This window comes from Citrobacter sp. Igbk 17 (genome assembly GCF_028069775.1).
Classification (GTDB): domain Bacteria; phylum Pseudomonadota; class Gammaproteobacteria; order Enterobacterales; family Enterobacteriaceae; genus Citrobacter.
Window position 1 is genome coordinate 41,105 of sequence record NZ_JANEWI010000014.1, and the last position, 26,049, is coordinate 67,153.

Below are 26,049 nucleotides of genomic sequence, written 5' to 3' on the forward strand. Positions count from 1 at the left end.
AGCAATTCGAATTGATCGTCAGAAACTGTGCAGTCCAAGGAAATCGACAATCGGGTTGAAATAATCTTCGAAGCCCGTGAATGCGTGGTTTCCGCCCTCAATAACTGTCTGACGGCAGGAGGCGTAATACGCCACCGCCTGGCGGTAGTCCAACACTTCATCGCCCGTTTGTTGAAGCAGCCAAATCAAATCCGGCGCTTCCAGCGGGTCAATCTGCATGACTTTAAGATCGTAAATATGGCGTGACTCTAGCACATATTGCTGCCCCGTGTAGGGGTTCTCGTTTTGACCGAGATAGTCGACCAGCAGTTCGTAAGGCCGCACGGCAGGGTTCACGACCACCGCTGGCAGCATAAAACATTGCGACAGCCAGGTGGCGTAGTAGCCTCCTAATGAGGAGCCGACAATCCCCAGCGACTCGCCGCCATGCTCAAGGATAATAGACTCCAGCATCTCTGCCGCCTGGGCTGGATACGGAGGTAACTGCGGCACAATCATCTCAACGTGCGGATGGTGATCCGCCAGCCAGTTTTTTAGCAGACATGCCTTCGCCGAACGAGGAGAACTATTGAATCCATGAAGATAGAGAAGCGTAGACATCAGTAGCCTTCTGAAGCGGTATCAGGGTGAAACCGATTTCCCTGTAGACGACACACCTGGGTCTGTAACGTACCGTCTGCAAAGAGTTCCAGCGTACGCCAGCCGGGGCTTATCGTATCTAACGTGAAATTGGCGCAATGCGGCTTAAATTGCACGCATGTTGATGGCGTCGCCAGCAGTCGGCGGCCGTTCCAGTCGAGATCCAGCTCCTGGTGAATATGCCCACAGAGCAGATACTTCACGCGCGGATAGTTCACCAGCACGTTGTCGAGCTCAGCCGCATTACGCAGACTGTGTTGATCGAGCCAACTGCAGCCCGCAGGCAAAGGATGATGATGCAGAAGCAGCAACGTATTACGTTCAGGCGCATCAGCAAGTTTACGCTCCAGCCATTCAAGCTGAAATTCGCTTAACTCACCGTGAGGGACGCCAAAAACCTGGCTGTCCAGCAACAAAATTTGCCACTGTTCACCGATGAAGATGCGTTTGGCGGGGGAAATACCCGCATCCTGAAGCGCGCTGTACATCGCTGGCTGAAAATCGTGATTACCGGGTAACCAAACGCAGGGCGCACGAAAACTTGCGATGCCCTCAGCAAAATGCTGATAAGCCGCAGCGGATTGATCCTGCGCCAAATCCCCAGTCGCGACGATGAGATCGTACTCTGGCGACTCTGCATGTATTGCATCCAGTACGCACTGGTAGCTATCCCAGGTGTTCACACCCAGCAAGGTTTCATGCTTTTCGGCAAACAGGTGAGTGTCTGTAATTTGTAAGATCCTGACTCTGGCCTCACCAGCCAAAGGAAGGGTTAACAGGCTTTCCAAATGGTGTCCTTAGGTTTCACGACGCTAATAAACCGGAATCGCCATCGCTCCATGTGCTAAACAGTACCGTAACCAGTCGGCCAAAAACTGATTAATTTGATGCTTTTCGTCGCGTTGATGCAACTTTTTATTTGGATAATCATACCGCGCTTTGAAGCGAAAGATCTGCTGACTTGAACACACTTCAGCCACCCTCGCATCATGATACAGGCGCACAGTCAGCGACGGCAGACTCCAGTAGGTAACCGCTGGTGCCGTCTGTTCGATCGCGACAAGCGTAGTGTATCGGGTCGATTCAACAATCGTTAATCGATATTGTGCGTTTGCAACCTGATAGCTCACTGTTTCACCGGCTGCATCATTGCGTGGCAACAGGCGGCGCAACTGCGAAAAATTGGTTTCGCACAGGCGCATCATTTCAGGGAAGTCAGGTGTATAACGCTTCATTTTTTCCACTCAGTTTTTAACTCTTGATAGTGCAGCTGTAACCATTGCAAGGCGATGACAGAAGCCGCGTTGTCGATTATCCCCTCTTCTACCCATTGATAAGCCTGTTCCCGACTCACCACATGAACACGAATATCTTCGTTTTCATCCGCCAGACCATGGATACCATTTGCGGTCGAAGCGTCCACTTCACCTACCAAAATCGACAGGCGTTCACTGGTGCCGCCCGGGCTTGCCAGATAGCTCAGCACGGGCTTAGTCCGCTTCACATCCAATCCGGCTTCTTCCATTGCTTCACGGCGGGCCACATCTTCAACGGTTTCACCTTCTTCGATCATTCCAGCTACCATTTCCAGCAGATACGGCGTTTCGCTGGTGTCATAGGCCGCGATACGGATCTGTTCAACCAGCACAACTTCATCCCGCTCAGGGTCAAAGGGTAGCAAGACTGCCGCGTGTCCGCGCTCAAAAATTTCACGCTTCACTTCACCGCTCATACCACCGTTAAACAGGCGATGACGGAAGCGATAAAGATCCAGTGAAAAAAAACCGCGGTATAGTGTTTCTCGTGCAATAATTTCTACATCATTTTTAGTGAATGTCATTGGCAAGTTGTCTGGTTTACGCATTGTGCTGTCCTGGTACCAATAGTGATTAAAGTGTGAATTTCAAGGTCGTTTGACTGCTGTTTGAGCGCCCTTGTGTTAAATTGATGCAAATTAACGCCGTATGGCACGTAACGCCAACTTTTTGAAGTGGCGGATTCTGCTAGAATCAGCAATTATTTTTACAATTTGATCAGCGCTAAATACTGCTTCACAACAAGGAATGCAAATGAAGAAATTGCTCCCCATCCTTATCGGCCTGAGCCTGTCGGGGTTCAGTACTCTGAGCCAGGCAGAAAACCTGATGCAGGTTTATCAGCAAGCACGCCTGAGCAACCCGGAATTGCGTAAATCCGCCGCCGATCGCGATGCTGCATTCGAAAAAATTAACGAAGCGCGTAGTCCTTTACTGCCGCAACTGGGCTTAGGTGCCGATTACACCTACAGCAATGGTTTTCGTGATGCCAATGGCGTCAACTCCAACGCGACCAGTGCTTCGTTAAGCCTGACTCAGACTCTGTTCGATATGTCAAAATGGCGTGCCCTGACGCTGCAAGAAAAATCAGCAGGCATCCAGGATGTGACTTATCAGACCGATCAGCAAACGCTGATCCTGAATACCGCCACGGCCTATTTTAACGTATTGAACGCGATTGACGTGCTCTCTTATACCCAGGCACAAAAAGACGCCGTTTATCGTCAGTTAGATCAGACGACCCAGCGTTTTAACGTTGGCCTGGTTGCCATTACTGACGTACAGAACGCCCGTTCACAGTACGATACCGTGTTGGCGAACGAAGTTACCGCGCGTAACAACCTGGACAACGCCGTTGAACAGCTGCGTCAGGTCACCGGCAATTACTACCCGGAACTGGCCTCGCTAAATGTTGATGGTTTTAAAACCAACAAACCGCAGGCGGTGAATTCACTGCTGAAAGAAGCAGAAAACCGCAACCTGACGTTATTGCAGGCACGTTTAAGTCAGGATCTGGCGCGTGAGCAAATTCGTCTGGCGCAGGATGGTCATCTGCCGACGCTGGGTTTAACCGCCTCTACCGGTGTATCTGATACCTCTTACAGTGGTTCTAAAACTAACAACTCTCAGTATGACGACAGCAACCAGGGCCAGAACAAAATTGGTCTGAACTTCTCGCTGCCGCTGTACCAGGGCGGGATGGTTAACTCGCAGGTTAAACAAGCGCAGTACAACTTTGTTGGTGCCAGCGAGCAACTGGAAAGCGCGCACCGCAGCGTAGTGCAGACCGTTCGTTCGTCATTCAACAACATTAATGCGTCTATCAGTAGCATTAATGCGTACAAACAAGCCGTTGTCTCTGCGCAAAGCTCCCTGGACGCGATGGAAGCGGGTTATTCTGTCGGTACACGTACCATCGTAGACGTGTTGGATGCCACCACCACGCTGTACAACGCTAAGCAGCAGTTGGCAAATGCGCGTTATACTTATCTTATCAACCAGTTAAACATCAAGTCTGCGCTCGGTACGCTTAACGAGCAGGATCTGGTGGCGCTGAACAATACGCTGGGCAAACCTATTTCCACCGCACCTGACGCCGTTGCGCCGGAAAACACCCAGCAAGACGCCGCGGCAGACGGATATACCGCGAACAGTGCGGCACCGGCGGTCAAACCGGCAGCAGCACATACAACCAGCAGCAGTAACGGCAACAACCCGTTCCGTAATTGATGTTGATGACGGGGCTTCGGCCCCGTCTGAACGTAAGACAACGTAAAGATCCGCCCCTTCTTCCGCATTCTCGCCTCTTCCCGCTTCAATTTCGACCAGCCATCCTCTATTCTGAGCAGTATTTACCACTGGGTCCTGGAAGACATAAATGAAACGGACAAAATCTATACATCACGCGTCGTTCCGCAAAAGCTGGAGCGCACGCCATCTGACTCCTGTCGCACTGGCTGTGACCGCTGTTTTTATGCTGGCAGGCTGTGAAAAAAGTGACGAAACAGTTTCGCTTTACCAGAATGCGGACGACTGCTCTGCGGCGAATCCAGGTAAAAGCGCTGAATGTACTACCGCATTCAACAACGCACTGAAAGAAGCTGAACGCACGGCGCCAAAATACGCCACGCGCGAAGACTGTATTGCCGAGTTCGGTGAAGGTCAGTGCCAGCAGGCACCTGCCCAGGCAGGAATGGCACCTACGGGCGAAGGCCAGGCTCAAGCGCAGAATCAAAGCAGTGGCAGCTTCTGGATGCCGCTGATGGCGGGTTACATGATGGGTCGGATGATGGGCGGCGGCATGGGCGCGCAACAACCGCTGTTCAGCTCGAAAAATCCGGCAAGCCCGGCATATGGCAAATACACGGATGCCGGCGGTAAAAACTACGGTGCCGCCACACCGGGCCGCACCATGACCGTTCCGAAAACCGCGATGGCACCAAAACCTGCCACAACGTCTACCGTTACGCGCGGTGGATTTGGTGAGTCGGTGGCAAAACAGAGCACCATGCAACGTAGCGCCAGCGGCACCACGACACGTTCGATGGGTGGCTGATCCCTATGGAAAGAGTCAGTATTGTTGAGCGCCCGGACTGGCGCGACAAAGCTACCGAATACGGTTTCAACTTTCACACCATGTACGGCGAGCCGTACTGGTGTGAAGATGCCTACTACAAGCTCACGCTGGCCCAGGTTGAAAAACTGGAAGAGGTCACCGCAGAGCTGCATCAGATGTGCCTTAAAGTGGTTGAAAGGGTCATCAACAGCGATGAGCTGATGACCAAGTTTCGCATTCCAAAGCATACCTGGGGCTTTGTTCGCCAGTCCTGGCAGACACAGCAACCGTCGCTTTATTCCCGTCTCGATCTGGCGTGGGATGGCACGGGTGAACCCAAGCTGCTGGAAAACAACGCAGATACGCCAACCTCATTGTATGAAGCTGCTTTTTTCCAGTGGATCTGGCTGGAAGATCAGCTTAATGCGGGCAACCTGCCGGAAGGCAGCGATCAGTTCAACAGCCTGCAGGAAAAACTGATCGAACGTTTCACTGAGCTGCGCGAGCAGTACGGTTTTCAGTTGCTGCACCTGACCTGCTGTCGCGATACGGTCGAAGATCGTGGAACGATCCAGTATTTGCAGGATTGCGCGGCTGAGGCTGAAATTGCCACTGAATTTCTCTATGTCGAAGATATCGGGCTCGGTGAAAAAGGTCAGTTCACGGACATGCAGGACCAGGTGATCGCCAACCTGTTCAAGCTGTATCCGTGGGAGTTTATGCTGCGTGAAATGTTCTCCACCAAGCTGGAAGACGCTGGCGTTCGCTGGCTGGAACCGGCATGGAAGAGCATTATCTCCAACAAAGCACTGCTGCCGCTGCTGTGGGAAATGTTCCCGGATCACCCGAATCTGCTACCGGCATATTTCGCCGAAGACGACTATCCGCAGATGGATAAATTTGTCGTGAAACCGATCTTCTCGCGTGAAGGGGCTAACGTTTCCATCATTGAAAACGGTAAAACGATCGAAGCCGTGGAAGGGCCATACGGTGAAGAAGGTATGATCGTACAGCAGTTCCATCAGCTACCAAAATTTGGCGACAGCTATATGCTGATCGGCAGCTGGCTGATTAACGATCAACCGGCCGGGATCGGCATTCGTGAAGACAGAGCGTTGATCACCCAGGATCTCTCACGCTTCTATCCGCATATTTTTGTCGAATAAATCTGTTGTGCCCGGTGGCGCTCACGCTGACCGGGCCTACGTTCGATACCATCCGGTAAAATACTACCCCACCTGCACCGACAACATACTCAGGCTACCCATCTCAATGCCATCGACCGGGATTGTTACAGGTTCTTTACCATCCCATGCGCCTAAAACATACAGCAGCGGCAGGAAGTGATCCGGTGTTGGGTTCGACAACGATCCGCCTTCATGCTCGAGATAATTCACCAGCGGATGCTGTTCAACCGGTCCCTGCCAGGTCAGGTTGGCTTTCACATAATCATTGAATGAGGTCGCCCACGGGTATGGTGTATTTTCACCGTGCCAGCGTGCTGTACGCAGGTTATGTACCACGTTGCCACTGGCCACCAGCATAATGCCTTCATCGCGCAATGCTGCCAGCTTACGGCCTATTTCAAAATGCCAGGCCGCAGGTTTAGTGCTATCGACACTCAACTGCACCATCGGGATATCCGCGTTCGGGTACATCTTGATCAGCACGCCCCATGAGCCGTGGTCAAATCCCCACGCCTCTTTATCCAACGTGACTGGCACTGGAGAAAGCAGATCCACCAGATGCTGAGCCAGTTCAGGAGACCCAGGGGCCGGATAATGCGTGTCATACAGTGCTTGCGGGAAACCACCAAAATCGTGGATCGTTTTTGGTGCTTCCATCGCCGTCACACCTGTCCCACGAGTGAACCAATGTGCCGAGACCACAACAATCGCTTTCGGGCGTGGCAACGTTTCCCCCAGTTGCTGCCAGGCGCGGGTATAAACGTTATCTTCCAGAACATTCATTGGGCTGCCGTGTCCCAAAAACAATGCTGGCATACGAGTTGAAGACATGATGATATCCTTACTGAGGGAGTCATTTTGATATCACCACAATACGCTTTTTCGGTTGATGAAGAACTCAGATAACCATGATGAAGATCATCAGTTATTTTGACGATCCGCCCCGAACAGCAGATTGATAAGGAGTTTTATTTGTCGATGTCAGTACCTTTACTTCTGACCTTACTGGCAGGCGCCGCCACATTTATCGGTGCATTTATTGGCGTGCTGGGACAAAAACCCTCTAACCGCGTTCTCGCGTTTTCTCTGGGTTTTGCCGCAGGTATCATGCTGCTGATTTCCCTGATGGAAATGTTGCCAGCCGCACTGGCAGCAGAGGGAATGTCGCCGGTGCTGGGTTACGGGATGTTTATCGTTGGTTTGTTGGGCTACTTTGGCCTGGATCGTTTGCTGCCGCACGCTCACCCTCAGGATTTAGTCCAAAAAACCACACAGCCGTTACCCGGTTCCATTAAACGTACTGCGATTTTATTAACGCTGGGTATCAGCCTGCACAACTTTCCGGAAGGGATCGCGACTTTTGTTACTGCCAGCAGCAACCTGGAGTTGGGTTTTGGTATCGCACTGGCCGTTGCATTACATAATATACCTGAAGGTTTAGCCGTTGCCGGGCCCGTTTATGCTGCCACAGGTTCCAAACGTACCGCTATATTCTGGGCAGGGATCTCAGGAATGGCAGAAATATTAGGTGGGGTACTGGCATGGTTAATTCTGGGCAGTTTGATTTCGCCCGTGGTAATGGCGGCAATTATGGCCGCGGTCGCCGGAATTATGGTCGCATTATCCGTTGATGAACTGATGCCGCTGGCAAAAGAGATCGACCCCAATAATAATCCCAGTTATGGCGTACTGTGTGGAATGTCGGTAATGGGCCTCAGCCTGGTTATCCTGCAATCTATGGGCATCGGGTGAAGCCGATGGCGGATGCTGCTCTGTGACTCAGAACATCCGCCTCATTCATGGTGGCAGGGCTGCTATTCGTGGTCCTTGACGGTGGTACCACCTTCGCCCGTATGGCGAAACAGTTTGTTGCGCGCCTCAAGTAATGCATCTCTGTCTTGCCGGAACGCTCTGCAATAACGTTTCATATGGCAATAATAACCGATAGCAACGAGTGCAATTAATACAATCCAATACCAGGCAATAAACATTCTTTTACCCTTAAAATTTAACATCATTAAACATTTAACGTTAAAATTTTACATAACTATATTCTGACCTACCTCTATAGTGGCATAACATGAAAACAAATATATGATTTCGATCATATAACGTAACGGATAAAGCTAATCAAAAAACCTGCATTAAAAAGGAAACAATATCATCAGATTCATACGGCCAAATAAAAACTCATTATCCAGAACAACGTTCCTCATTGTCATTCACATAATAATAAAAATGTTACCCACTGATAATTAATAATTTTCTCACGGAACGTGATATTTATTTAGACATTCACGGGCTATACCATTTAATTATGACAACGTATTAGTATAAGAAAAATATATTAAGAACTATTATTTAGTGTTGATACGTAGTACCAGAGCATCCTATCTAACTAAAGCTAAATTCTCCGGCCATAACAACAAAAAACCGAAGCCAGAAAACTGACTTCGGTTTTTTTCTACCACAACAAGCGTGGGAATACGCTATTAGCTGGCTTTGCGCTCGTGCGCCTGACGATAAGCCACTAAATCTTCGATAGTGACTACAGCCATATTGTGCTTGCCGGCAAATGCAATGCACTCCGGCGCGCGCGCCATGGTGCCATCATCATTAGTCAATTCGCACAGCACACCAGCCGGTTTAAAACCCGCCAGCGTCACCAGATCGATGGTGGCTTCGGTGTGGCCACCGCGAGTTAACACACCACCAGCCTGAGCACGCAGCGGGAAAACGTGGCCCGGGCGGTTCAGATCGGAAGGTTTAGCGCCATCTTTAATCGCCGCGCGAACGGTAGTGACACGGTCTGCTGCGGAAACACCGGTAGTCACACCTTCTGCCGCTTCAATGGTCACGGTAAAACCCGTACCGTAAGCGCTGGTGTTATTTTCCACCATCATCGGCAGATCGAGCTGTTTGCGTCGGTCTTCAGTGATGCACAGGCAAACAATACCGCTACCGTGACGGATGGTCAGCGCCATCTGTTCAACAGTCATGGTTTCTGCCGGGAAAATCATATCACCTTCGTTTTCACGGTCTTCATCGTCAAGCACCATCACACCGCGTCCTTCACGCAGCGCAGCAAGCGCATGTTCAACACGTTCGAAAGGCGTACCAAAAGAGGAAAGTAGCGTCTGATTCATGGTAAAAAAACCTCACTAAAATTATGGTTACCAGAATCAGGGCAGTCTTAGGAGTGCCGTCAAAGCGGCAAAAAAATAACGTGAGCGGGTCCATGCCCGACTGGATCGTTACTCTCTCCCATCCGGACTCTAACCGTCGGCCCCGGAATTACACCGGATCTGCTGACCTTTTTGCCGTAACAAAAAGCGCTCGCGGGCTTTCAACATTCGTTGATTTACCGCCGGTGGGGAATTTCGCCCCGCCCTGAGAATAAGCGGGTTAACTATAACGCTATTGATTACCTTCATCAACGCCTTTACTCGACTTAGCTTCACACAATTCTGGTTTATGCCTGGGGCAGTTCGCACTACAATAGGCAGCAACACGTACCAGTTCAGGGAAACCATAATGATTGACCCGAAAAAAATTGAGCAGATTGCTCGTCAGGTTCACGAGTCGATGCCGAAAGGGATCCGGGAGTTTGGCGAAGACGTTGAGAAGAAAATTCGCCAAACGCTGCAATCGCAGCTGACACGTCTGGATCTGGTAAGCCGCGAAGAGTTTGACGTACAAACCCAGGTTTTACTGCGTACCCGTGAAAAACTGGCGCTGCTTGAGCAACGCCTGACGGAGCTTGAAGCGCGTGAAAAAACGGTTGAAGTTAAGCCTGCGCCCGCAATCCCGCCAGTCGATCCACAAGTATAAAAACGACAACGGGCCGTAAGGCCCGTTAATATGTTAGTGTTCCAGTTCTAATTTTTTCGCCTCTGTTGCCTGCTGGCAGTAAAGTGCATAGCGTTTGCAAAACCAGCTGCGATGTTCCTCATCCATATTTCCAGTGACAGCCTGGATATCAACGGGTCGGCCCTCAGCCTGCATTCTGGCAAAACTCCGGGCCAGGAAATCGAAATTGTTCAGTGAATACATATTGCTGTTCATGAGCATACCCTCCAGTTATTGAATATCTGTTAAGGCCATATGCTTTTTCTGATTTCAGTATTTCCCTATACGCGAAGCTGTTCTGTACATTATGTGCGCAAAATAAGGGCCCTGCTTCACACTTTTCTACGAAATCTGTGAGAGAGTCAAATGAGGTCTATCAGAGGAGGAATACACCTCCTCCTCTGATCTTTCTTCCGGTACTCCGGGTCGAGCAAACAGCATCGTCAAGCAAGGAAAGCGCGCTAAACGGAAGGTTCGACGCGTTTCCGGTAATTGTTATTTATCGCTGTCTTTCTGGATCTTTTTGATGATATTGGTCGTTGAACAACCATCTTCGAAGTTGAGTACCAATACTTCTCCGCCGTTGGCCCACACCTCTTTGCTGCCGGCAATCTCGTCCGGCTTGTAATCGCCACCTTTGACCAGCAGATCCGGCAGAACACCGGCAATCAGACGCTGCGGCGTATCCTCTTCAAAAGAGACGACCCAGTCGACAGACTCCAGCGCCCCCAGCACGATCATACGCTGTTCAAGCGGGTTGACCGGGCGCGTTTCACCTTTCAGACGTTTGGTGGACGCATCGCTGTTAACCGCGACGATCAGACGGTCACCCAGCTTGCGCGCATTTGCCAGATAGGAGACATGACCCGCATGCAGGATGTCGAACACGCCGTTGGTCATCACCACTTTCTCACCACGTTTGCGGGCGCTGGCGACAGCCTGCTTCAGCTCATCTTCACTCATCACGCCAAAGCCGGTATCAGCGCGACCGCGCACGGCATTTTCCAGCTCGATCGGTGAAACCGTAGAGGTCCCCAGCTTACCGACAACAACACCTGCTGCCGCGTTAGCAAAATAGCACGCCTCTTCCAGCGAATTACCCGCGGCAAGCGTCGCTGCCAGTACGCCGATAACCGTATCGCCCGCACCGGTCACGTCATACACTTCCTGCGCCTGGGTCGGCATGTGCAATGGCGCTTTGCCCGGTTGCAGCAGCGTCATGCCCTGTTCGGAGCGCGTGATTAACAGTGCAGAAAGGCCGAAATCCGCAATCACCTTCATGCCGCGTTCAACCAGCTCATCTTCGCTCTTGCACTTACCCGCAACCGCTTCAAACTCAGACAGGTTCGGCGTCAGCAGCGTTGCGCCGCGGTAGCGTTCAAAATCGGTCCCTTTCGGATCGATAAGTACCGGAACCCCTGCTTTACGTGCCAGTGCAATCATTTGCTGAACGCTTGCCAGCGCACCTTTGGCGTAGTCCGACAGCACCAGCGCGCCGATAGATCCCAGCGCCTGATTGATACGCTCATGCAGTGGCTGCGGATCCACACCTTCAAAGCCTTCTTCGAAATCCAGGCGAATCAGCTGCTGGTTGCGGGAAAGCACGCGCAGCTTGGTTATCGTCGGATGCGTCGGCACGGAAACGAAGTCACATTTTACGTTTACGTCCGCCAGCGTTTTACTGAGTGCACGCGCCGCATCGTCAATGCCCGTCAGCCCCACCAGACGCGAATTCGCTCCCAGAGAGGCAATGTTCATCGCCACGTTTGCTGCGCCACCAGGACGTTCTTCAATGGTATCCACTTTTACCACCGGGACCGGCGCTTCCGGGGAGATACGGCTGGTAGGGCCGTACCAGTAGCGATCCAGCATCACATCACCGACAACCATGACTCCTGCACGTTCAAACTCTGGCAGCGTTACTTTCATTCCTGTCTCCTGAGAGATTCTCTGAGGGTCTTAAAATTTGCGCGCGATAATAGCACACTTCACTCGGCAACCAGCCACTTCTGCCAGCTGTCACGCACCAGCGTACGTTCAGCACTGAAGCTCTCCGGCGCGACATGGCCCGGAAGTTCCTGCAGGGCAAGATGGTGAAGTTCATCGCGCAGCGTTGTGTAAGCGCGGGTAAGCGCCAGCGCTTCCTGTTCGTCCATAATGTCGTTTTGCGCCAGTAATTCCAGAATGCGCACGTTATCCGACCAGCGCGTCAGCTTGGGTTTTTCGTGGGCATAGCGCAGCACCAGATATTGCGTAATAAACTCAATGTCGGTGATACCGCCTTCATCTGCTTTGATATCAAAACGATCGCGATGCTTATTGCCCAGATGGGCACGCATTTTCTCACGCATTTCGCGCACGTCTGTCTGCAATGTTTTTCCATCACGGGCGAGCGTCATGATATCGCGCCGCACCACATCAAACTGAGAGGTCAGTTGCGGGTCGCCGTACACCACACGAGCCCGCACCAGCGCCTGATGCTCCCACGTCCAGGCTTCGTTACGCTGGTAGTCAGCGAAAGCATCTGTTGAGGTCACCAGCATTCCCGCCGCACCGGACGGACGCAGCCGTGCATCCACTTCATACAAAATGCCAGATGAGGTGCGGGTACTGAAAAGATGCATAATGCGCTGCGACAGGCGCAGATAGAACTGCCGCCCGTCAATCTCACGTTCGCCGTCCGTCATCACATCCATCGGGCAATCATGCAGGAAGATCAAGTCGAGATCGGAGCTATAGCCCAGCTCCCAACCGCCCAGTTTGCCGTAGCCAACAACGGCAAAACCGCGGCCTTCGCGATCGCCAAGATGCGTTGGCTGCCCGTAGCGGGCGACCATTTGCGTCCACGCCTGCTGAACTACGGCATCAATAATGGCTTCCGCCAGCCAGGTCAGATGATCGCTTACCTTCATCACCGGCAGCGTCCCGGCGATATCAGCCGCCGCAATACGCAGCAACTGCGTTTGCTTAAACTGACGCAGGGCTTCCAGTTGCTGCTCTTCGTCATCTTCCGGTACGCGTAGCAAATACTGGCGCAACTCATCACGATAGGCGTCAGTCGCCGTGGGTTGGTACAACGTGTTGGGGTCCAGCAGTTCATCGAGCAACAGCGGATAGCGTGCCAGTTGGCTGGCCACCATGGGTGAGGCAGCGCACAGCGAAATCAGGTGTTTAAGCGCCCCTGGGAATTCGCTCAGCAGTTCCAGATAAGTCGTGCGGGTGACAATGCCCACCAGCAGCGGAGTAATACGCGACAACGGCACGGAGGCATCATCGCGGGAACAGACATCGCTCAGCAGATGCGGCATCAAATGATCCAGCACCTGACGCCCCCGCGGGCCTATCGTGCGCTTATCCAGCTCTTTACGGAAATCAGCGATCAGTGTCAGCACACGGCGGCGATCATCATCCGCCAGATGCATCAGCACTGGCGTAGTATCATCTTCCTGCAACGCATCCTGCCACAGCTCGCGCCACTGTTCCGACAGCGACTCTTCCTGAGTTTCACTGTCGTCATCACCAATTAACTCATTAAACACCCGGCGCACATTACTCATGTGCGCCGCCAGCACATCAGTCAGTTGCTGCCAGTCATCGACACGCATCCCCCACGCCAGTCTTGCCCGGTTCAGCTCATCGCCCGGCAGCGTTTGGGTCTGTTCGTCATTGATACTCTGCAGCAGATTTTCCAGGCGGCGTAAATAGAGATAGGCCGTCCGTAGTTGTTCCGCATCGGTATCAGACAGCAAATGCAGCGCATTGATGGCGCTTAGTGTGGGTAAAAGCGAACGGGATTGCAGAGAAGGCTCACGCCCGCCGCGGATCAGCTGGAATACCTGAACGATAAATTCAATTTCACGAATACCGCCCGCGCCGAGCTTAATGTTGTCCTTCAGACCACGACGGCGAACTTCACGGGCAATCATTCCTTTCATATTACGCAGGGACTGGATCACACTGAAATCGATGTAGCGACGGAAGACAAACGGTCGTAGCATGGCGCGAAGCTCGCTGACATAAGTACCGTCGGCATCGCCCATAATACGTGCTTTCACCATTGCATAGCGTTCCCAGTCGCGCCCTTGCTCCTGATAATAATCCTCCAGCGCGGAGAAGCTCAGCACCAACGGACCGCTGTCGCCAAACGGACGTAAGCGCATGTCTACCCGATAAACAAACCCGTCCATGGTTGGCTGATCCAACACCTTGATGAGTCGCTGCCCCATACGGGTAAAGAACTGCGCGTTATCCAGTTCACGCCGCCCACCCTGCGTAGAACCATGTTCCGGCCAGGCGAAAATCAGATCGATATCGGAAGAAAAATTCAGCTCGCCGCCACCGAGTTTTCCCATCCCTAAAATCAGCAGCGGTTGTGGGGTGCCATCCTGATTACAGGGCGTTCCCCACTCACGGCAACAGGCGTCATACAGCCAATCACGTGCGGCAATGATCAGCGTCTCCGCCAGGTGACTTAGCTGTTGCAAAATACTCTCTTCAGCCACCAGCGACAGCGTCTGCGCCCAGGCAATGCGCACCATGATGCGACGGCGGAACAGGCGAAGTTCACGCATCAACGTCGCTTCATCACTGACGTCGTTCAACGCTTGCTGTAACCAGGTGACATAGTGTTGCCATTCATCAGCCTGTGGCGCGGCGCTTTCCAGCTCCACCAGCCACTCAGGATGGGCAATCACACTGTCGCGAACAAAATCACTGAATGTAAGCACTGACTTCGCCTGCACACTAAGTGAGGACTCAGATATTGCTGCTGGCAGCCGCTCAACAACGGTCGGCCAGTACTGCTGTAACGGTGAAGAGAGCTGCTTCATCTACGGGTTATCCTTTGAATGGTGCCGGATGGCGGCGTTTCGCTTTATCCGGCCTACATGACACTTACACCCATCGCGTAGGCCTGATAAGCGCAGCGCCATCAGGCATCCCGGCCTCGATCCTGGTTATCGTTTACCGCTGTGTAGCCAGAACGGTTCCTGAGAGATCGCTTCGTTGCGGAAGTGTTCAATTTCAATATGTTGGCGGGTTTCGATGGCATGACGCAGCCCCTGCCAGTTGGCAATCCATTCTGATGCGACATTCTCATCGTAGTAACCCGCCAGCATCAGAATGCTATCAATATTTCGCGTCAGACGAGGGAGTTGATCGGTGTACTGATCGCCCAGCGGTTGAGCAAAAGCCGTTTTCAGTTCAGCGGCATGGCGTGAAAGATGGGTGTCAGAAAAACGCTTAAAGGAGTCGGTAATTTTAGCCTGTGCTTTTGCATCAAGGAACGTTTGCCACCCTTTGGTTACCAGCCATTCGGTCAGTGCCAGTTTAGCCATTGCCGTTTGCGTACTATAAACCGCCGAAACGGCAGAAACATCCGCAGCAATAGTCGCTTCCGACTGAGTGAGCAAATCACGTAAGTGAGCGCTCGCTTTACGTGGAACATGACCACCAAAGAGCATCAGGACGTGGCGAACCAACCCTATTGCAGCCAACACGCCAGCTTTCGCACCTTTGACGCCGCGCACCCACAACTCTTCGTGATACTGCCATTGTGACAATGCCTGTTCCAGCGCCGCTTCCAGCCCTTGTTCAATGTTCGCTTTCGCAGGGACTTTCAGAATACCCGTCGGTTTGATTTCACGCGGTGCGTTCCCCTGCGCCAGATGATAACCACGAGCCGCCTTGCTCAGACTGCCCTGGCGTAAACCGGTTTGCGACACCAACTGACTTGCCAGCTTCAGTACCGCACGGGTATCGCCGCTCAACAACTCAAGTTCAAGCTCACAGAGGGGTTCTGCAAACTCGCCGGCCTTCACCTCCCCCAGATCGAGAGCGATTTCAATCCGGCTGCCGTCGACATCAACCAACCATTTCTCGCGGTAAAAGTCGGTGCTGAACAACGGTTGCACCTGAGAGGCAAGATCGGCTGGGAGTTCACCATTGGGCCAAACCTCAGCAGGAAACTGGGTGAGATCCAGTTCCGGCGCGCTCAAGGCGACATTATATTCTGGTCGCTGATGCAGACCGCCCGTTACCCGTCCGGCAATTTTCATGGTCATTTCATAACGACCATTCTCCCCGCGAATACGCAGCCCCATATCATGGCCTCGCAACCAGGCATCCGGGGTTTCGTAGTAAATATTCAGCAACTGGCTGGGGGCGTGATGCTCTCCCCCCAATGTATTCAGACGTTCACGTAGCGCATCTACAGCATCACTATTGACGATAAACTTTAATTCGATTTCCTGGGCCATGGTCTTGTACTTATGGGTTATGTCACAGTTGAGAAAACAGACTGCGAACTAAGTGCATTCTTTATTGTCAGTAGATAGTATTTTGCGCCAAATTGCCATGCAACGTGCAATTTGACGGGCGTAAAAGTTTCGAGTGGTGGCAAAAAGGACACAGATGATTCCGATTGATGTCGAATGCTTTGCGTAGAGACACTGATGCCACTACTATCGTTCCACTTTCTATGACAATAACGACAGCCTGATGCCAAAATTACGCCTGATTGGATTAACTTTACTCGCACTTAGCGCCACTGCAGTCTCTCATGCCGAAGAGAAGCGCTATGTCTCTGATGAACTGAACACCTGGGTCCGCAGCGGTCCGGGAGATAATTATCGCCTCGTGGGCACGGTTAACGCCGGCGAGGAAGTCACGCTTTTACAGACTGACGCCAACACCAACTACGCCCAGGTGAAAGACAGCACTGGACGTACCGCGTGGATCCCACTTAAAGAACTGAACAGTACGCCAAGCCTGCGTACCCGCGTACCCGATCTTGAAAACCAGGTTAAGACACTGACCGATAAGCTCAATAATATCGATACCACCTGGAATCAACGCACCGCCGATATGCAGCAAAAAGTATCGCAAAGCGACAGCGTGATCGACGGGTTGAAGGAAGAAAACCAGAAGCTGAAGAACGAGCTTATTGTGGCGCAAAAGAAAGTCAGCGCCGCTAACCTTCAGCTTGATGACAAGCAACGTACTATCATCATGCAATGGTTCATGTATGGTGGCGGCGTGCTCGGACTCGGCCTGCTTCTCGGTTTGGTTCTGCCACACATGATCCCGAGCCGGAAGCGCAAAGATCGCTGGATGAACTGAATCGCCTTCTCCCTCACACTGACATATGATTAAGGAATACTGTTTTTCAAAAGGAACGTGGTGTGAAGATTTATCTGGTCGGTGGTGCTGTTCGGGATGCGTTATTAGGGCTACCGATTAAAGATAAAGATTGGGTCGTTGTCGGCGCCACGCCGCAGGAGATGCTTGACGCGGGCTATCAGCAGGTAGGTCGCGATTTCCCCGTGTTTCTCCACCCACGCACCCGGGAAGAGTATGCGCTGGCACGCACCGAACGAAAATCGGGCTCAGGTTACACCGGGTTCACCTGTTATGCCGCGCCGGACGTTTCGCTGGAAGCCGATCTTCAGCGCCGCGACCTGACGATCAACGCGTTAGCCCGTGACGACGACGGAGAGATTATCGATCCGTATAACGGCCGTGGCGATCTGGAAAATCGTTTGTTGCGCCATGTATCCCCTGCTTTTAGTGAAGATCCGCTGCGCGTCCTGCGCGTGGCGCGTTTTGCTGCCCGCTATGCACACCTTGGCTTTCGTGTTGCTGATGAAACCATGATGCTGATGCGCAACATGGCCGCCGCTGGAGAGCTGGAACACCTGACGCCAGAACGTGTGTGGAAAGAGACAGAAAGCGCCTTAACCACCCGCAATCCGCAGGTATTTTTCCAGGTCCTGCGCGATTGCGATGCCCTGCGCGTGCTGTTCCCGGAAGTAGATGCCCTGTTTGGCGTTCCAGCCCCCGCACAATGGCATCCGGAAATCGACACCGGCATTCACACACTAATGACGCTGTCGATGGCGGCTATGTTAAGCCCGGAGGTCGACGTGCGTTTCGCCACGCTGTGTCACGATCTCGGTAAAGGATTGACACCCAAAGCACTCTGGCCGCGCCACCATGGTCACGGTCCGGCAGGCGTTAAGTTGGTAGAACAACTGTGCCAACGCATGCGCGTGCCCAATGACATCCGCGACTTAGCCAAACTGGTAGCCGAATTTCACGATCTGATTCATACCTTCCCGATCCTGCAGCCCAAAACCATCGTGAAGCTGTTTGATTCCATTGACGCCTGGCGTAAACCACAACGAGTGGAACAAATCGCTCTGACCAGCGAGGCCGACGTTCGTGGTCGAACTGGTTTTGAAGCAACAGATTATCCGCAGGGCAGATTGCTGCGCGAGGCCTGGCAGGTTGCACAAGCGGTACCCACAAAAGAGGTTGTCGAGGCAGGTTTTAAAGGTCCGGCAATTCGCGAGGAACTGACCCGACGTCGCATTGCAGCAGTGGCCAGTTGGAAGGAACAGCGTTGCCCAAAAGCGTAGGAAATGCATTGCCGGATGCGCTGCGCTTATCCGGCCTACAGGTTCGAAACGGATATAACCCGTAGGCCGGATAAGGCGGAACGCCGCCATCCGGCACCACGGAAAGTCATCAGAAGAACACCACGTAAACGGCGGCGGCGACCACAAAACGATAAATCGCAAACGGAATAAACGAGATCCGTTTAATCAGTTGCAGGAAGGTTTTGATCGCCACCAACGCCACAACAAATGCCGTCACGAAGCCGACAGCAAACATCGGAATATCTGATGCGGTCAGGAACGACCAACTTTTGTAGAGATCCAGCGCCGTCGCGCCCATCATCATCGGTACCGCCAGCAGGAATGAAAATTCAGATGCTGCATAACGGCTCACCCCCATCAGCATACCGCCAGAGATAGTCGCTCCGGAACGGGAAAAGCCGGGCCACAACGCCAAACACTGGAAACAGCCAATCATAAACGCCTGGCGGTAAGTCATATCATCCAGACCCGGCGCACGCGGTTCTTTTGGTTTGAGACACTCTGCGACAATCAGCAGCACGCCCCCCACCACCAGCGCATACATCACGTTGATCGGGTTAAACAGTGACTTGATGGTGTCGTGGAAGACCAGACCCAGAACAACAGCAGGAACCATCCCCAACAAGATATGTCCGAGGGTCAGTCGCCCCTTACCAGAGCCTTCATGCGGGGTCTTGCCAAAGTGAATGCCAATTAAACCAAACAGACGTCGCCAGAACATCACCACTACAGCCAGAATGGAACCCAGTTGGATCACGACTTCAAACGTTTTTGCGGTATCGCCCTCAAAACCTAACAGGTGGCCGACAATTATCATATGGCCGGTACTGGAAACGGGGAGGAACTCCGTCAGCCCTTCGACCACACCCAAAATTGCCGCTACCAGCAGCGAGTGCATATCACTCATCAATAAACCCCTAACGAAAGAGAAAAAGCACGGCAAAAAAGAGCCGACGTCAGGACTCTTTTATACCTGTTTGGTTTAGATATTATTAAGTTAATTATTTTCTTTCAGATTATTGCTACGTTCGATGATAACCCCGACGTTTGCCGCACGGGCCACCGCACCAGGTTTGCTCAGCTTGATGCGCACCCATGGAGAATTAAAGCGGCTGAGCAGGAGATCCGCCACCTCTTCCGCCACACGTTCTACCAGCGCAAAACGCCCACCTTCCACATGATTAACAACTGTTTGAGCAATATCAGCATAGCTCAGGCAATCAGCGACATCATCACTTTTGGCAGATTTACGGTTATCCCATGCCATTTCGATATCGAACACCAGTTTTTGTTCGATAGTTTGTTCCCAGTCATAAACACCGATAGTGGTGATTACTGAAAGTTGCTCTATAAATACAATATCCATCACGACCTGCCTGCTTTTTGGCTAACCCGGATACCACTTCCGGCGAAATATGCGTATTATCCACAGAAGTAGCGTTTTACACGACATTTTCAAAACGGAACAGCTTATGAGTGCAATCGCGCCTGGAATGATCATCTTCGCGTACCTCTGCGGCTCAATTTCCAGTGCCATTCTGGTATGCCGCCTCGCTGGATTGCCGGACCCGCGTACAAGCGGCTCTGGGAATCCGGGCGCGACAAACGTGCTGCGAATTGGAGGCAAAGGAGCCGCCGTCGCCGTGCTGATTTTCGACGTCCTGAAAGGTATGTTACCCGTCTGGGGGGCATACGCGCTAGGCGTCAGCCCCTTCTGGTTAGGATTGATCGCCATCGCGGCCTGCCTGGGGCATATTTGGCCGATATTTTTCGGTTTTAAAGGTGGAAAAGGCGTAGCCACCGCCTTTGGCGCGATTGCGCCGATTGGTTGGGATCTTACTGGCGTAATGGCTGGTACCTGGCTGCTAACCGTCCTACTGAGCGGCTACTCATCATTAGGCGCTATCGTCAGCGCACTGATTGCGCCGTTCTACGTCTGGTGGTTCAACCCTCAGTTCACCTTTCCGGTCTCCATGCTGTCATGCTTAATTCTGCTGCGTCACCATGACAATATCCAGCGTCTGTGGCGTCGTCAGGAGACAAAAATCTGGACCAAACTAAAGAAAAAGCGCGAAAAAGACCCTGAGTGATTTTCTTGCCGGATGGCGACGCGAACGCGTCTTATCCGGCTTGTGGAATCTGATACCCCTCAACAGGCTTACCCAATCTGTGCTGACACCACGTTGCCAGAAACTCCACGCACACACGCAACTTCACGCTGCGATACAGCGGCTCCTTATAAACCGCCCAAATGTTGGCGCTCTGCGCGTAGCCTGGCAGTACGCGAACCAGCTCGCCGCTGCGCAGGAACGGCTGCACATCCCATTCGGAGCGTAACATAATCCCCTTTCCTTGCAGCGCCCACTGCAGCACGATCTCACCGCTGTTGGACGAAAGGTGCCCTGCCACCTTAACCGTTTTTTTCTCCTGACCGTTGTCGAGCTCCCATACCCCGTGGGTCATATCGCGCTCTTTCGTTACCAGGCAATCGTGATGACTTAATTCCTGTAACGTCATCGGCTGGCCATATTTTTGTAAATATATCGGCGCGGCACACAATATTCTTTTATTTTTCGTTAACAAATGTGCAATATAATAATCAGGAATGTCATCATTAATTCGAATATCCAGATCGATATTATCCTGAGCTAAATCAATTTGCCGATCGTAAAGCTCAAAATGCACCTGTAATTCAGGATAGCTGTGCATCAATTCGGTAATTGCCGGGGCAATATAACTACGCCCAAATCCAAAGCTACAGCCGATACGAATCATCCCTTCCGGACGCGTTTTGATTTGTGTGACGTCATCCACCAGATGCTGATAACGGGCAAGGATCTCCAGCGCATGTTCATAACAGCGTTGCCCGCTTTCCGTGAGTGCCACGCCGCGCGCAGAGCGGCTAAGCAGTGTCGTGTTCAGCGTAGATTCGAGGATCTGAATGCGTTTTGTCACAAACGCAGGCGTTTGTCCAAGCGTCGCGGCTGCTGCGCTAAAGCTGCCACTATGAACAATCTCAACCAGCACCTGCAGGTCTTTCGCCAGGGGATAAGTGTTCAGCATGTTCAGTATATCCGTGATGTTGTTAACCGCAGTGTAATTCTCTGATGCGAATTAAACCCTGCCTTTGCGCAATTTTTATTGCCTTATCGGGACATCATTCACGAACTGTTAATTGGATATTCACAGTGGCAAATAATATAAAACCACATTTTTAGTGGTAGTTTGTGCCGGAGAATTTATTTCCAGATAAATAAAAGAACTGGAGTTAGCATAATGAGCAAGCAAAATAACCAAAATGCGATAAACACGCTGACAAACATTGTCGCGAATTTTACCGCCATGATTTCTACCCGCATGCCTGACGACGTCGTAGATAAATTAAAACAGCTACGCGAAGGCGAAACCTCGCCGATGGGTAAAATCATTTACCACACCATGTTTGACAACATGCAGAAGGCTATCGACCTGAATCGCCCGGCCTGTCAGGACACCGGCGAAATCATGTTCTTTGTAAAAGTCGGATCCCGCTTTCCGCTACTAGGCGAACTGCAAAGCATTTTGAAACAAGCCGTTGAAGACGCGACCGTCAAAGCGCCGCTGCGTCATAACGCGGTCGAGATTTTTGACGAAGTGAATACCGGTAAAAATACCGGTACCGGTGTGCCGTGGGTCACCTGGGATATCATCCCTGACGGCGACGATGCAGAAATCGAAGTCTACATGGCGGGCGGCGGCTGCACGCTACCGGGACGCTCCAAAGTGTTAATGCCTTCTGAAGGCTACGAAGGCGTAGTGAAATTTGTCTTCGAAAATATCTCAACGCTGGCGGTCAACGCCTGCCCGCCGGTGCTGGTCGGTGTCGGTATTGCTACCTCTGTAGAAACCGCGGCCGTGCTGTCACGAAAAGCGGTACTGCGTCCTATCGGGTCACGTCATCCGAACCCGAAAGCGGCAGAACTGGAACTGCGCCTGGAAGAAGGACTTAACCGCCTGGGCATTGGCCCACAAGGGTTGACCGGGAATAGCTCCGTCATGGGCGTACATATCGAATCTGCCGCGCGCCATCCCTCCACCATCGGCGTTGCCGTCTCCACTGGCTGCTGGGCGCACCGTCGCGGCACGCTGCTGGTTCATGCTGACCTCTCCTTCGAAAATCTGTCTCACACCCGGAGCGCGTTATGAAAAAGATCCTGACAACCCCGATCAAAGCCGAAGATCTGGAAGACATCCGCGTTGGCGATGTGATTTACCTGACCGGTACGCTGGTGACTTGTCGCGACGTGTGCCACCGCCGCCTGATCGAACTTAAGCGCCCGATACCGTATGACCTGAGCGGCAAAGCCATTTTCCATGCAGGTCCAATCGTACGTAAGAACGGTGAAAAATGGGAGATGGTTTCCGTTGGCCCAACCACCAGCATGCGTATGGAAGCCTTTGAGAAAGAGTTCATTGAGCAAACAGGTGTGAAACTGGTGGTCGGTAAGGGCGGTATGGGGCCGTTGACGGAAGAAGGCTGCAAGCAGTTCAAAGCGCTGCACGTGATCTTCCCGGCTGGCTGCGCAGTCGTCGCGGCAACCCAGGTTGAAGAGATCGAAGAAGTGCACTGGACGGAGTTAGGCATGCCGGAATCCCTGTGGGTATGCCGGGTAAAAGAGTTCGGCCCGCTGATTGTTTCCATCGACACCCACGGCAATAACCTGATCGCTGAAAACAAAAAGTTGTTCGCTGAACGCCGCGACCCGATCGTGGAAGAAATCTGCGAGCACGTGCACTACATCAAATAACCCTTCCGGAGGGGCGCTGCGCCCCTCCCCCTTTCGCAGGGATACAACAATGGCACCTTTAGCTGGTTGGTGGCGATACCTGGCTCCGCTGGTGGTTATCGCCATTATTGCTGTTCTGCCCGTTCCCACCGGTCTTGAGAGCCACACCTGGCTCTATTTTGCCGTCTTTACCGGTGCGATTGTCGGGCTCATTCTGGAACCTGTACCGGGTGCGGTAGTCGCGATGATAGGTATTTCGATTATCGCGGTACTGTCGCCGTGGATCCTGTTCAGCCCTGAACAACTCGCGCAGGACGGTTTTAAATTTACTGCCAAATCGCTGTCATGGGCGGTATCGGGTTTTTCTAACTCGGTTATCTGGCTGATTTTCGCGGCCTTTATGTTTGGCACCGGCTATGAGAAAACCGGACTGGGTCGACGTATTGCGCTGATGTTAGTGAAAAAGATGGGGCACCGTACGTTGTTTCTCGGCTACGCGGTGATGTTCTCTGAGCTGATCCTTGCTCCTGTCACGCCCTCTAACTCTGCGCGTGGTGCCGGGATTATCTATCCAATCATCCGCAACCTGCCGCCGCTATATAACTCACAGCCCAATGATCCCAGCGCCCGCTCTATCGGCTCTTACATTATGTGGATGGGGATTGTCGCTGATTGCGTTACCAGCGCTATTTTCTTAACGGCGATGGCACCAAACCTGCTGCTAATCGGTCTGATGAAAGGCGCATCTCACACGGCGCTAAGCTGGGGCGACTGGTTCTTAGGGATGCTGCCGCTAAGCATTTTGCTGGTATTGATCGTGCCCTGGCTGGCGTACGTGTTGTACCCACCGGTGCTGAAATCCGGCGACCAGGTACCGCGCTGGGCAGACACCGAGCTAAAAACAATGGGACCGCTGTGCGCACGTGAGAAAAAGATGCTGGCGCTGATGGTTGGCGCGCTGGTGCTGTGGATCTTCGGTGGTGACTATATCGATGCTGCAATGGTCGGTTACAGCGTGGTGGCACTCATGCTGGTGCTGCGCATCATCAGCTGGGATGACATCGTCAGTAATAAAGCCGCGTGGAACGTCTTTTTCTGGCTGGCCTCGCTGATAACGCTCGCCACTGGACTCAATAACACAGGCTTTATCACCTGGTTTGGCAAACTGCTGGCAAACGGGCTAAGCGGTTACTCGCCAATGATGGTGATGGTGGCACTGATCGTGGTGTTTTATCTGCTGCGCTACTTCTTTGCCAGCGCCACGGCATACACCTCGGCACTGGCACCGATGATGATTGCCGCCGCGCTGGCGATGCCCGCTATCCCACTACCAGTCTTTTGCCTGATGGTGGGGGCGGCGATTGGCCTGGGCAGCATTCTGACCCCCTATGCAACCGGCCCAAGCCCTATCTACTACGGTAGCGGCTATTTACCGACTGTAGATTACTGGCGATTAGGTGCCATTTTCGGCCTGATCTTCCTCGTGCTGCTGGTGATAACCGGCCTGGTCTGGATGCCCCTCGTTTTACTGTAAACCCCATTGGGGCGGCGTATTGTCGCCCCTTTTTTCCATAAGCTTCTCATATGACCCTTTTCCCACTGCGCTGAGGCATACTTTTTTGTATGCAAATACCCTCATGCCGATAAGGGAAACGCTCTGGATACGGTTGCGCACGAGACACATACACGAGGCTGGCAGGCCGAACTGGATCTGCAGTTCACCCGCACCACACACAAAACGGTGCTTGCCTCGTCGCGTCATCACGGCCCGTTAACGGTCCAGCGCCCGTTTTACCCGGAAAACGACGTCTGTCATCTCTATTTACTTCATCCTCCCGGCGGCATTGTCGGCGGTGACGAGTTGCATATTTCCGTTTCACTCAGCGAACACAGCCATGCCTTAATAACCATGCCCGGTGCGGGCAAGTTCTATCGTAGCCGTGGACCGCAGGCGCAGCTACGCCAGCATTTTACCCTCGCCCCACACGCCACGCTGGAGTGGCTACCGCAGGACACAATCCTTTTTCCCGGCGCCAATGCCACTCTCCAGTCAGTCTTTCACCTGACACATGAAAGTCATCTGTTTGCCTGGGATCTCTTGTGTCTCGGACGACCGGTACTGCAGGAAACGTTCGGTCACGGCACGCTACAGAACCGTCTGGAAGTATGGCGGGACGGACAACCGCTCCTGATAGAACGCCTGAAGTTGCAAGGTGGAGACTTGAGCAGCATTGCCCGGCATCCCTGGGTCGGCACGCTGCTGTGCTACCCGGCGAACGAAAATATGCTGGAAGGTGTACGCGAACGGCTCACACCATTGGGAAATTACGCCGGTGCCACGCTTAACGACGCGTTGCTTACGCTACGTTTTCTGGCAGATGACAACCTGGTCGTTCAGCGCGTGATGCGCGATATCTGGCAATTCCTACGCCCACTGCTTACGCAGAAATCTCCCGTACTCCCGCGAATCTGGCAAACCTAAGAGAACCATTATGGAACTGACCCCCCGAGAAAAAGACAAGCTGTTGCTGTTCACCGCTGCGTTGGTGGCAGAGCGTCGCCTGGCCCGCGGGCTAAAGCTGAACTACCCGGAATCGGTGGCGCTGATTAGCGCTTTCATCATGGAAGGGGCGCGCGATGGCAAAACTGTTGCCTCGCTGATGGAAGATGGTCGCCACGTTCTCACCCGCGATCAAGTGATGGAAGGCGTTCCGGAGATGATCCCGGATATTCAGGTAGAAGCCACGTTTCCGGACGGTTCTAAACTGGTCACCGTCCATACCCCGATCGTTTAAGGAG

Annotated in this window: 27 protein-coding genes and 1 riboswitch; of the genes, 13 read left to right on the plus strand and 14 right to left on the minus strand. The window is 52.6% G+C overall.

The features are described 5' to 3' along the window. Window positions 1–18: 18 nt before the first annotated feature. The 4 genes from yqiA to nudF are packed head-to-tail and all read right to left on the minus strand — an operon-like array spanning window position 19 to window position 2,503. Window positions 19–600, minus strand: coding sequence for an esterase YqiA (yqiA, locus tag NNO08_RS10500; protein ID WP_271456676.1), 582 nt, complete (start codon window positions 598–600; stop codon window positions 19–21). After that, window positions 600–1,427 (minus strand): 3',5'-cyclic-AMP phosphodiesterase, encoded by an 828-nt coding sequence (gene cpdA / locus NNO08_RS10505; protein WP_271442239.1) that lies wholly within the window; start codon window positions 1,425–1,427, stop codon window positions 600–602. Before cpdA ends, yqiA begins: the two co-directional genes overlap by 1 nt. Window positions 1,428–1,451: 24 nt before the next feature. Next, window positions 1,452–1,874, minus strand: a complete 423-nt coding sequence (locus NNO08_RS10510) for a DUF1249 family protein (RefSeq protein ID WP_005123087.1) — start codon at window positions 1,872–1,874, stop codon at window positions 1,452–1,454. After that, a complete protein-coding gene (gene nudF, locus NNO08_RS10515; RefSeq protein ID WP_040233966.1) occupies window positions 1,871–2,503 on the minus strand; it encodes an ADP-ribose diphosphatase in 633 nt (210 codons plus the stop codon). The genes NNO08_RS10510 and nudF overlap by 4 nt, the downstream gene beginning before the upstream one ends. A gap of 199 nt (window positions 2,504–2,702) precedes the next feature. Here nudF and tolC point away from each other — a divergent pair, with 199 nt between their 5' ends. From tolC to NNO08_RS10530, 3 genes are all read left to right on the plus strand, one after another. After that, on the plus strand, window positions 2,703–4,184 hold the full coding sequence (gene tolC, locus NNO08_RS10520; RefSeq protein ID WP_271456677.1) for an outer membrane channel protein TolC: 1,482 nt from the start codon (window positions 2,703–2,705) through the stop codon (window positions 4,182–4,184). Between the two features lie 148 nt (window positions 4,185–4,332). After that, window positions 4,333–5,010 carry a DUF1190 family protein gene (locus NNO08_RS10525; RefSeq protein ID WP_016154521.1) on the plus strand — a complete coding sequence of 226 codons (678 nt, stop codon included), beginning with the start codon at window positions 4,333–4,335 and terminating at the stop codon, window positions 5,008–5,010. 5 nt (window positions 5,011–5,015) lie between these two features. Beyond that, entirely contained in the window at window positions 5,016–6,176 is a 1,161-nt protein-coding gene (locus NNO08_RS10530) for a glutathionylspermidine synthase family protein (protein ID WP_271449653.1), read from the plus strand. Between the two features lie 63 nt (window positions 6,177–6,239). On the opposite strand, the gene ygiD is transcribed toward NNO08_RS10530, so the two are convergent. Next, window positions 6,240–7,028: a 4,5-DOPA dioxygenase extradiol gene (ygiD, locus tag NNO08_RS10535; RefSeq protein ID WP_137382555.1), complete on the minus strand. Its 789-nt coding sequence runs from the start codon at window positions 7,026–7,028 to the stop codon at window positions 6,240–6,242. 147 nt (window positions 7,029–7,175) lie between these two features. Here ygiD and zupT point away from each other — a divergent pair, with 147 nt between their 5' ends. Continuing rightward, a complete protein-coding gene (gene zupT / locus NNO08_RS10540) occupies window positions 7,176–7,949 on the plus strand; it encodes a zinc transporter ZupT (RefSeq protein WP_271456678.1) in 774 nt (257 codons plus the stop codon). Window positions 7,950–8,011: 62 nt separating this feature from the next. On the opposite strand, the gene NNO08_RS10545 is transcribed toward zupT, so the two are convergent. Both NNO08_RS10545 and ribB read right to left on the minus strand, forming a co-directional pair. Continuing rightward, window positions 8,012–8,188: a hypothetical protein gene (locus tag NNO08_RS10545; protein ID WP_271442242.1), complete on the minus strand. Its 177-nt coding sequence runs from the start codon at window positions 8,186–8,188 to the stop codon at window positions 8,012–8,014. Window positions 8,189–8,689: 501 nt separating this feature from the next. After that, entirely contained in the window at window positions 8,690–9,343 is a 654-nt protein-coding gene (gene ribB / locus NNO08_RS10550; protein WP_137382554.1) for a 3,4-dihydroxy-2-butanone-4-phosphate synthase, read from the minus strand. A gap of 106 nt (window positions 9,344–9,449) precedes the next feature. Continuing rightward, window positions 9,450–9,599, minus strand: a riboswitch (FMN riboswitch). 132 nt (window positions 9,600–9,731) lie between these two features. On the opposite strand from ribB, the gene ubiK reads away from it, so the two are divergent. Continuing rightward, window positions 9,732–10,028: a ubiquinone biosynthesis accessory factor UbiK gene (gene ubiK / locus NNO08_RS10555; protein WP_271456679.1), complete on the plus strand. Its 297-nt coding sequence runs from the start codon at window positions 9,732–9,734 to the stop codon at window positions 10,026–10,028. A gap of 33 nt (window positions 10,029–10,061) precedes the next feature. On the opposite strand, the gene glgS is transcribed toward ubiK, so the two are convergent. The 4 genes from glgS to NNO08_RS10575 all read right to left on the minus strand — a co-directional run bounded on the left by glgS (window position 10,062) and on the right by NNO08_RS10575 (window position 16,303). Then, window positions 10,062–10,268 carry a cell surface composition regulator GlgS gene (gene glgS, locus NNO08_RS10560; RefSeq protein ID WP_137382553.1) on the minus strand — a complete coding sequence of 69 codons (207 nt, stop codon included), beginning with the start codon at window positions 10,266–10,268 and terminating at the stop codon, window positions 10,062–10,064. 273 nt (window positions 10,269–10,541) lie between these two features. Beyond that, entirely contained in the window at window positions 10,542–11,975 is a 1,434-nt protein-coding gene (gene hldE, locus NNO08_RS10565; RefSeq protein ID WP_137382550.1) for a bifunctional D-glycero-beta-D-manno-heptose-7-phosphate kinase/D-glycero-beta-D-manno-heptose 1-phosphate adenylyltransferase HldE, read from the minus strand. 59 nt (window positions 11,976–12,034) lie between these two features. Beyond that, complete coding sequence (gene glnE, locus NNO08_RS10570) at window positions 12,035–14,875, minus strand: bifunctional [glutamate--ammonia ligase]-adenylyl-L-tyrosine phosphorylase/[glutamate--ammonia-ligase] adenylyltransferase (RefSeq protein ID WP_271454304.1); 2,841 nt, start codon at window positions 14,873–14,875, stop codon at window positions 12,035–12,037. A 126-nt stretch (window positions 14,876–15,001) separates the two neighbouring features. Continuing rightward, entirely contained in the window at window positions 15,002–16,303 is a 1,302-nt protein-coding gene (locus NNO08_RS10575) for a CYTH domain-containing protein (protein ID WP_271456680.1), read from the minus strand. Between the two features lie 241 nt (window positions 16,304–16,544). Between NNO08_RS10575 and NNO08_RS10580 the strand changes: the two genes are divergently transcribed. Together NNO08_RS10580 and NNO08_RS10585 are read left to right on the plus strand one after the other, a co-directional pair. Continuing rightward, window positions 16,545–17,165 carry a TIGR04211 family SH3 domain-containing protein gene (locus NNO08_RS10580; protein ID WP_048213254.1) on the plus strand — a complete coding sequence of 207 codons (621 nt, stop codon included), beginning with the start codon at window positions 16,545–16,547 and terminating at the stop codon, window positions 17,163–17,165. Window positions 17,166–17,227: 62 nt separating this feature from the next. After that, window positions 17,228–18,463 (plus strand): multifunctional CCA addition/repair protein, encoded by a 1,236-nt coding sequence (locus NNO08_RS10585; protein ID WP_271441561.1) that lies wholly within the window; start codon window positions 17,228–17,230, stop codon window positions 18,461–18,463. Window positions 18,464–18,572: 109 nt separating this feature from the next. Here NNO08_RS10585 and bacA read toward each other — a convergent pair whose 3' ends face one another. Both bacA and folB read right to left on the minus strand, forming a co-directional pair. Beyond that, on the minus strand, window positions 18,573–19,391 hold the full coding sequence (gene bacA, locus NNO08_RS10590; RefSeq protein WP_271441560.1) for an undecaprenyl-diphosphate phosphatase: 819 nt from the start codon (window positions 19,389–19,391) through the stop codon (window positions 18,573–18,575). A 90-nt stretch (window positions 19,392–19,481) separates the two neighbouring features. After that, entirely contained in the window at window positions 19,482–19,850 is a 369-nt protein-coding gene (gene folB, locus NNO08_RS10595; protein WP_137382544.1) for a bifunctional dihydroneopterin aldolase/7,8-dihydroneopterin epimerase, read from the minus strand. A 106-nt stretch (window positions 19,851–19,956) separates the two neighbouring features. Here folB and plsY point away from each other — a divergent pair, with 106 nt between their 5' ends. Then, the gene (gene plsY, locus NNO08_RS10600) at window positions 19,957–20,574 is read left to right on the plus strand and encodes a glycerol-3-phosphate 1-O-acyltransferase PlsY (RefSeq protein ID WP_202037729.1); all 618 of its coding nucleotides are present in this window, start codon (window positions 19,957–19,959) and stop codon (window positions 20,572–20,574) included. 31 nt (window positions 20,575–20,605) lie between these two features. Here the strand turns inward: plsY and ttdR are convergent, their stop codons facing one another. Beyond that, a complete protein-coding gene (gene ttdR, locus NNO08_RS10605) occupies window positions 20,606–21,547 on the minus strand; it encodes an L-tartrate utilization transcriptional activator TtdR (RefSeq protein WP_271441559.1) in 942 nt (313 codons plus the stop codon). Window positions 21,548–21,757: 210 nt separating this feature from the next. On the opposite strand from ttdR, the gene ttdA reads away from it, so the two are divergent. The 5 genes from ttdA to NNO08_RS10630 all read left to right on the plus strand — a co-directional run bounded on the left by ttdA (window position 21,758) and on the right by NNO08_RS10630 (window position 26,045). Further along, a complete protein-coding gene (ttdA, locus tag NNO08_RS10610; RefSeq protein WP_271441567.1) occupies window positions 21,758–22,669 on the plus strand; it encodes a L(+)-tartrate dehydratase subunit alpha in 912 nt (303 codons plus the stop codon). Beyond that, window positions 22,666–23,271: a L(+)-tartrate dehydratase subunit beta gene (gene ttdB / locus NNO08_RS10615; protein WP_137382541.1), complete on the plus strand. Its 606-nt coding sequence runs from the start codon at window positions 22,666–22,668 to the stop codon at window positions 23,269–23,271. The genes ttdA and ttdB overlap by 4 nt, the downstream gene beginning before the upstream one ends. 49 nt (window positions 23,272–23,320) lie before the next feature. Further along, the gene (locus tag NNO08_RS10620) at window positions 23,321–24,784 is read left to right on the plus strand and encodes an anion permease (RefSeq protein ID WP_271456681.1); all 1,464 of its coding nucleotides are present in this window, start codon (window positions 23,321–23,323) and stop codon (window positions 24,782–24,784) included. Window positions 24,785–24,907: 123 nt separating this feature from the next. After that, a complete protein-coding gene (locus NNO08_RS10625) occupies window positions 24,908–25,732 on the plus strand; it encodes an urease accessory protein UreD (protein ID WP_271456701.1) in 825 nt (274 codons plus the stop codon). Between the two features lie 10 nt (window positions 25,733–25,742). Further along, entirely contained in the window at window positions 25,743–26,045 is a 303-nt protein-coding gene (locus NNO08_RS10630) for an urease subunit gamma (protein ID WP_137382538.1), read from the plus strand. Window positions 26,046–26,049 lie beyond the last annotated feature (4 nt).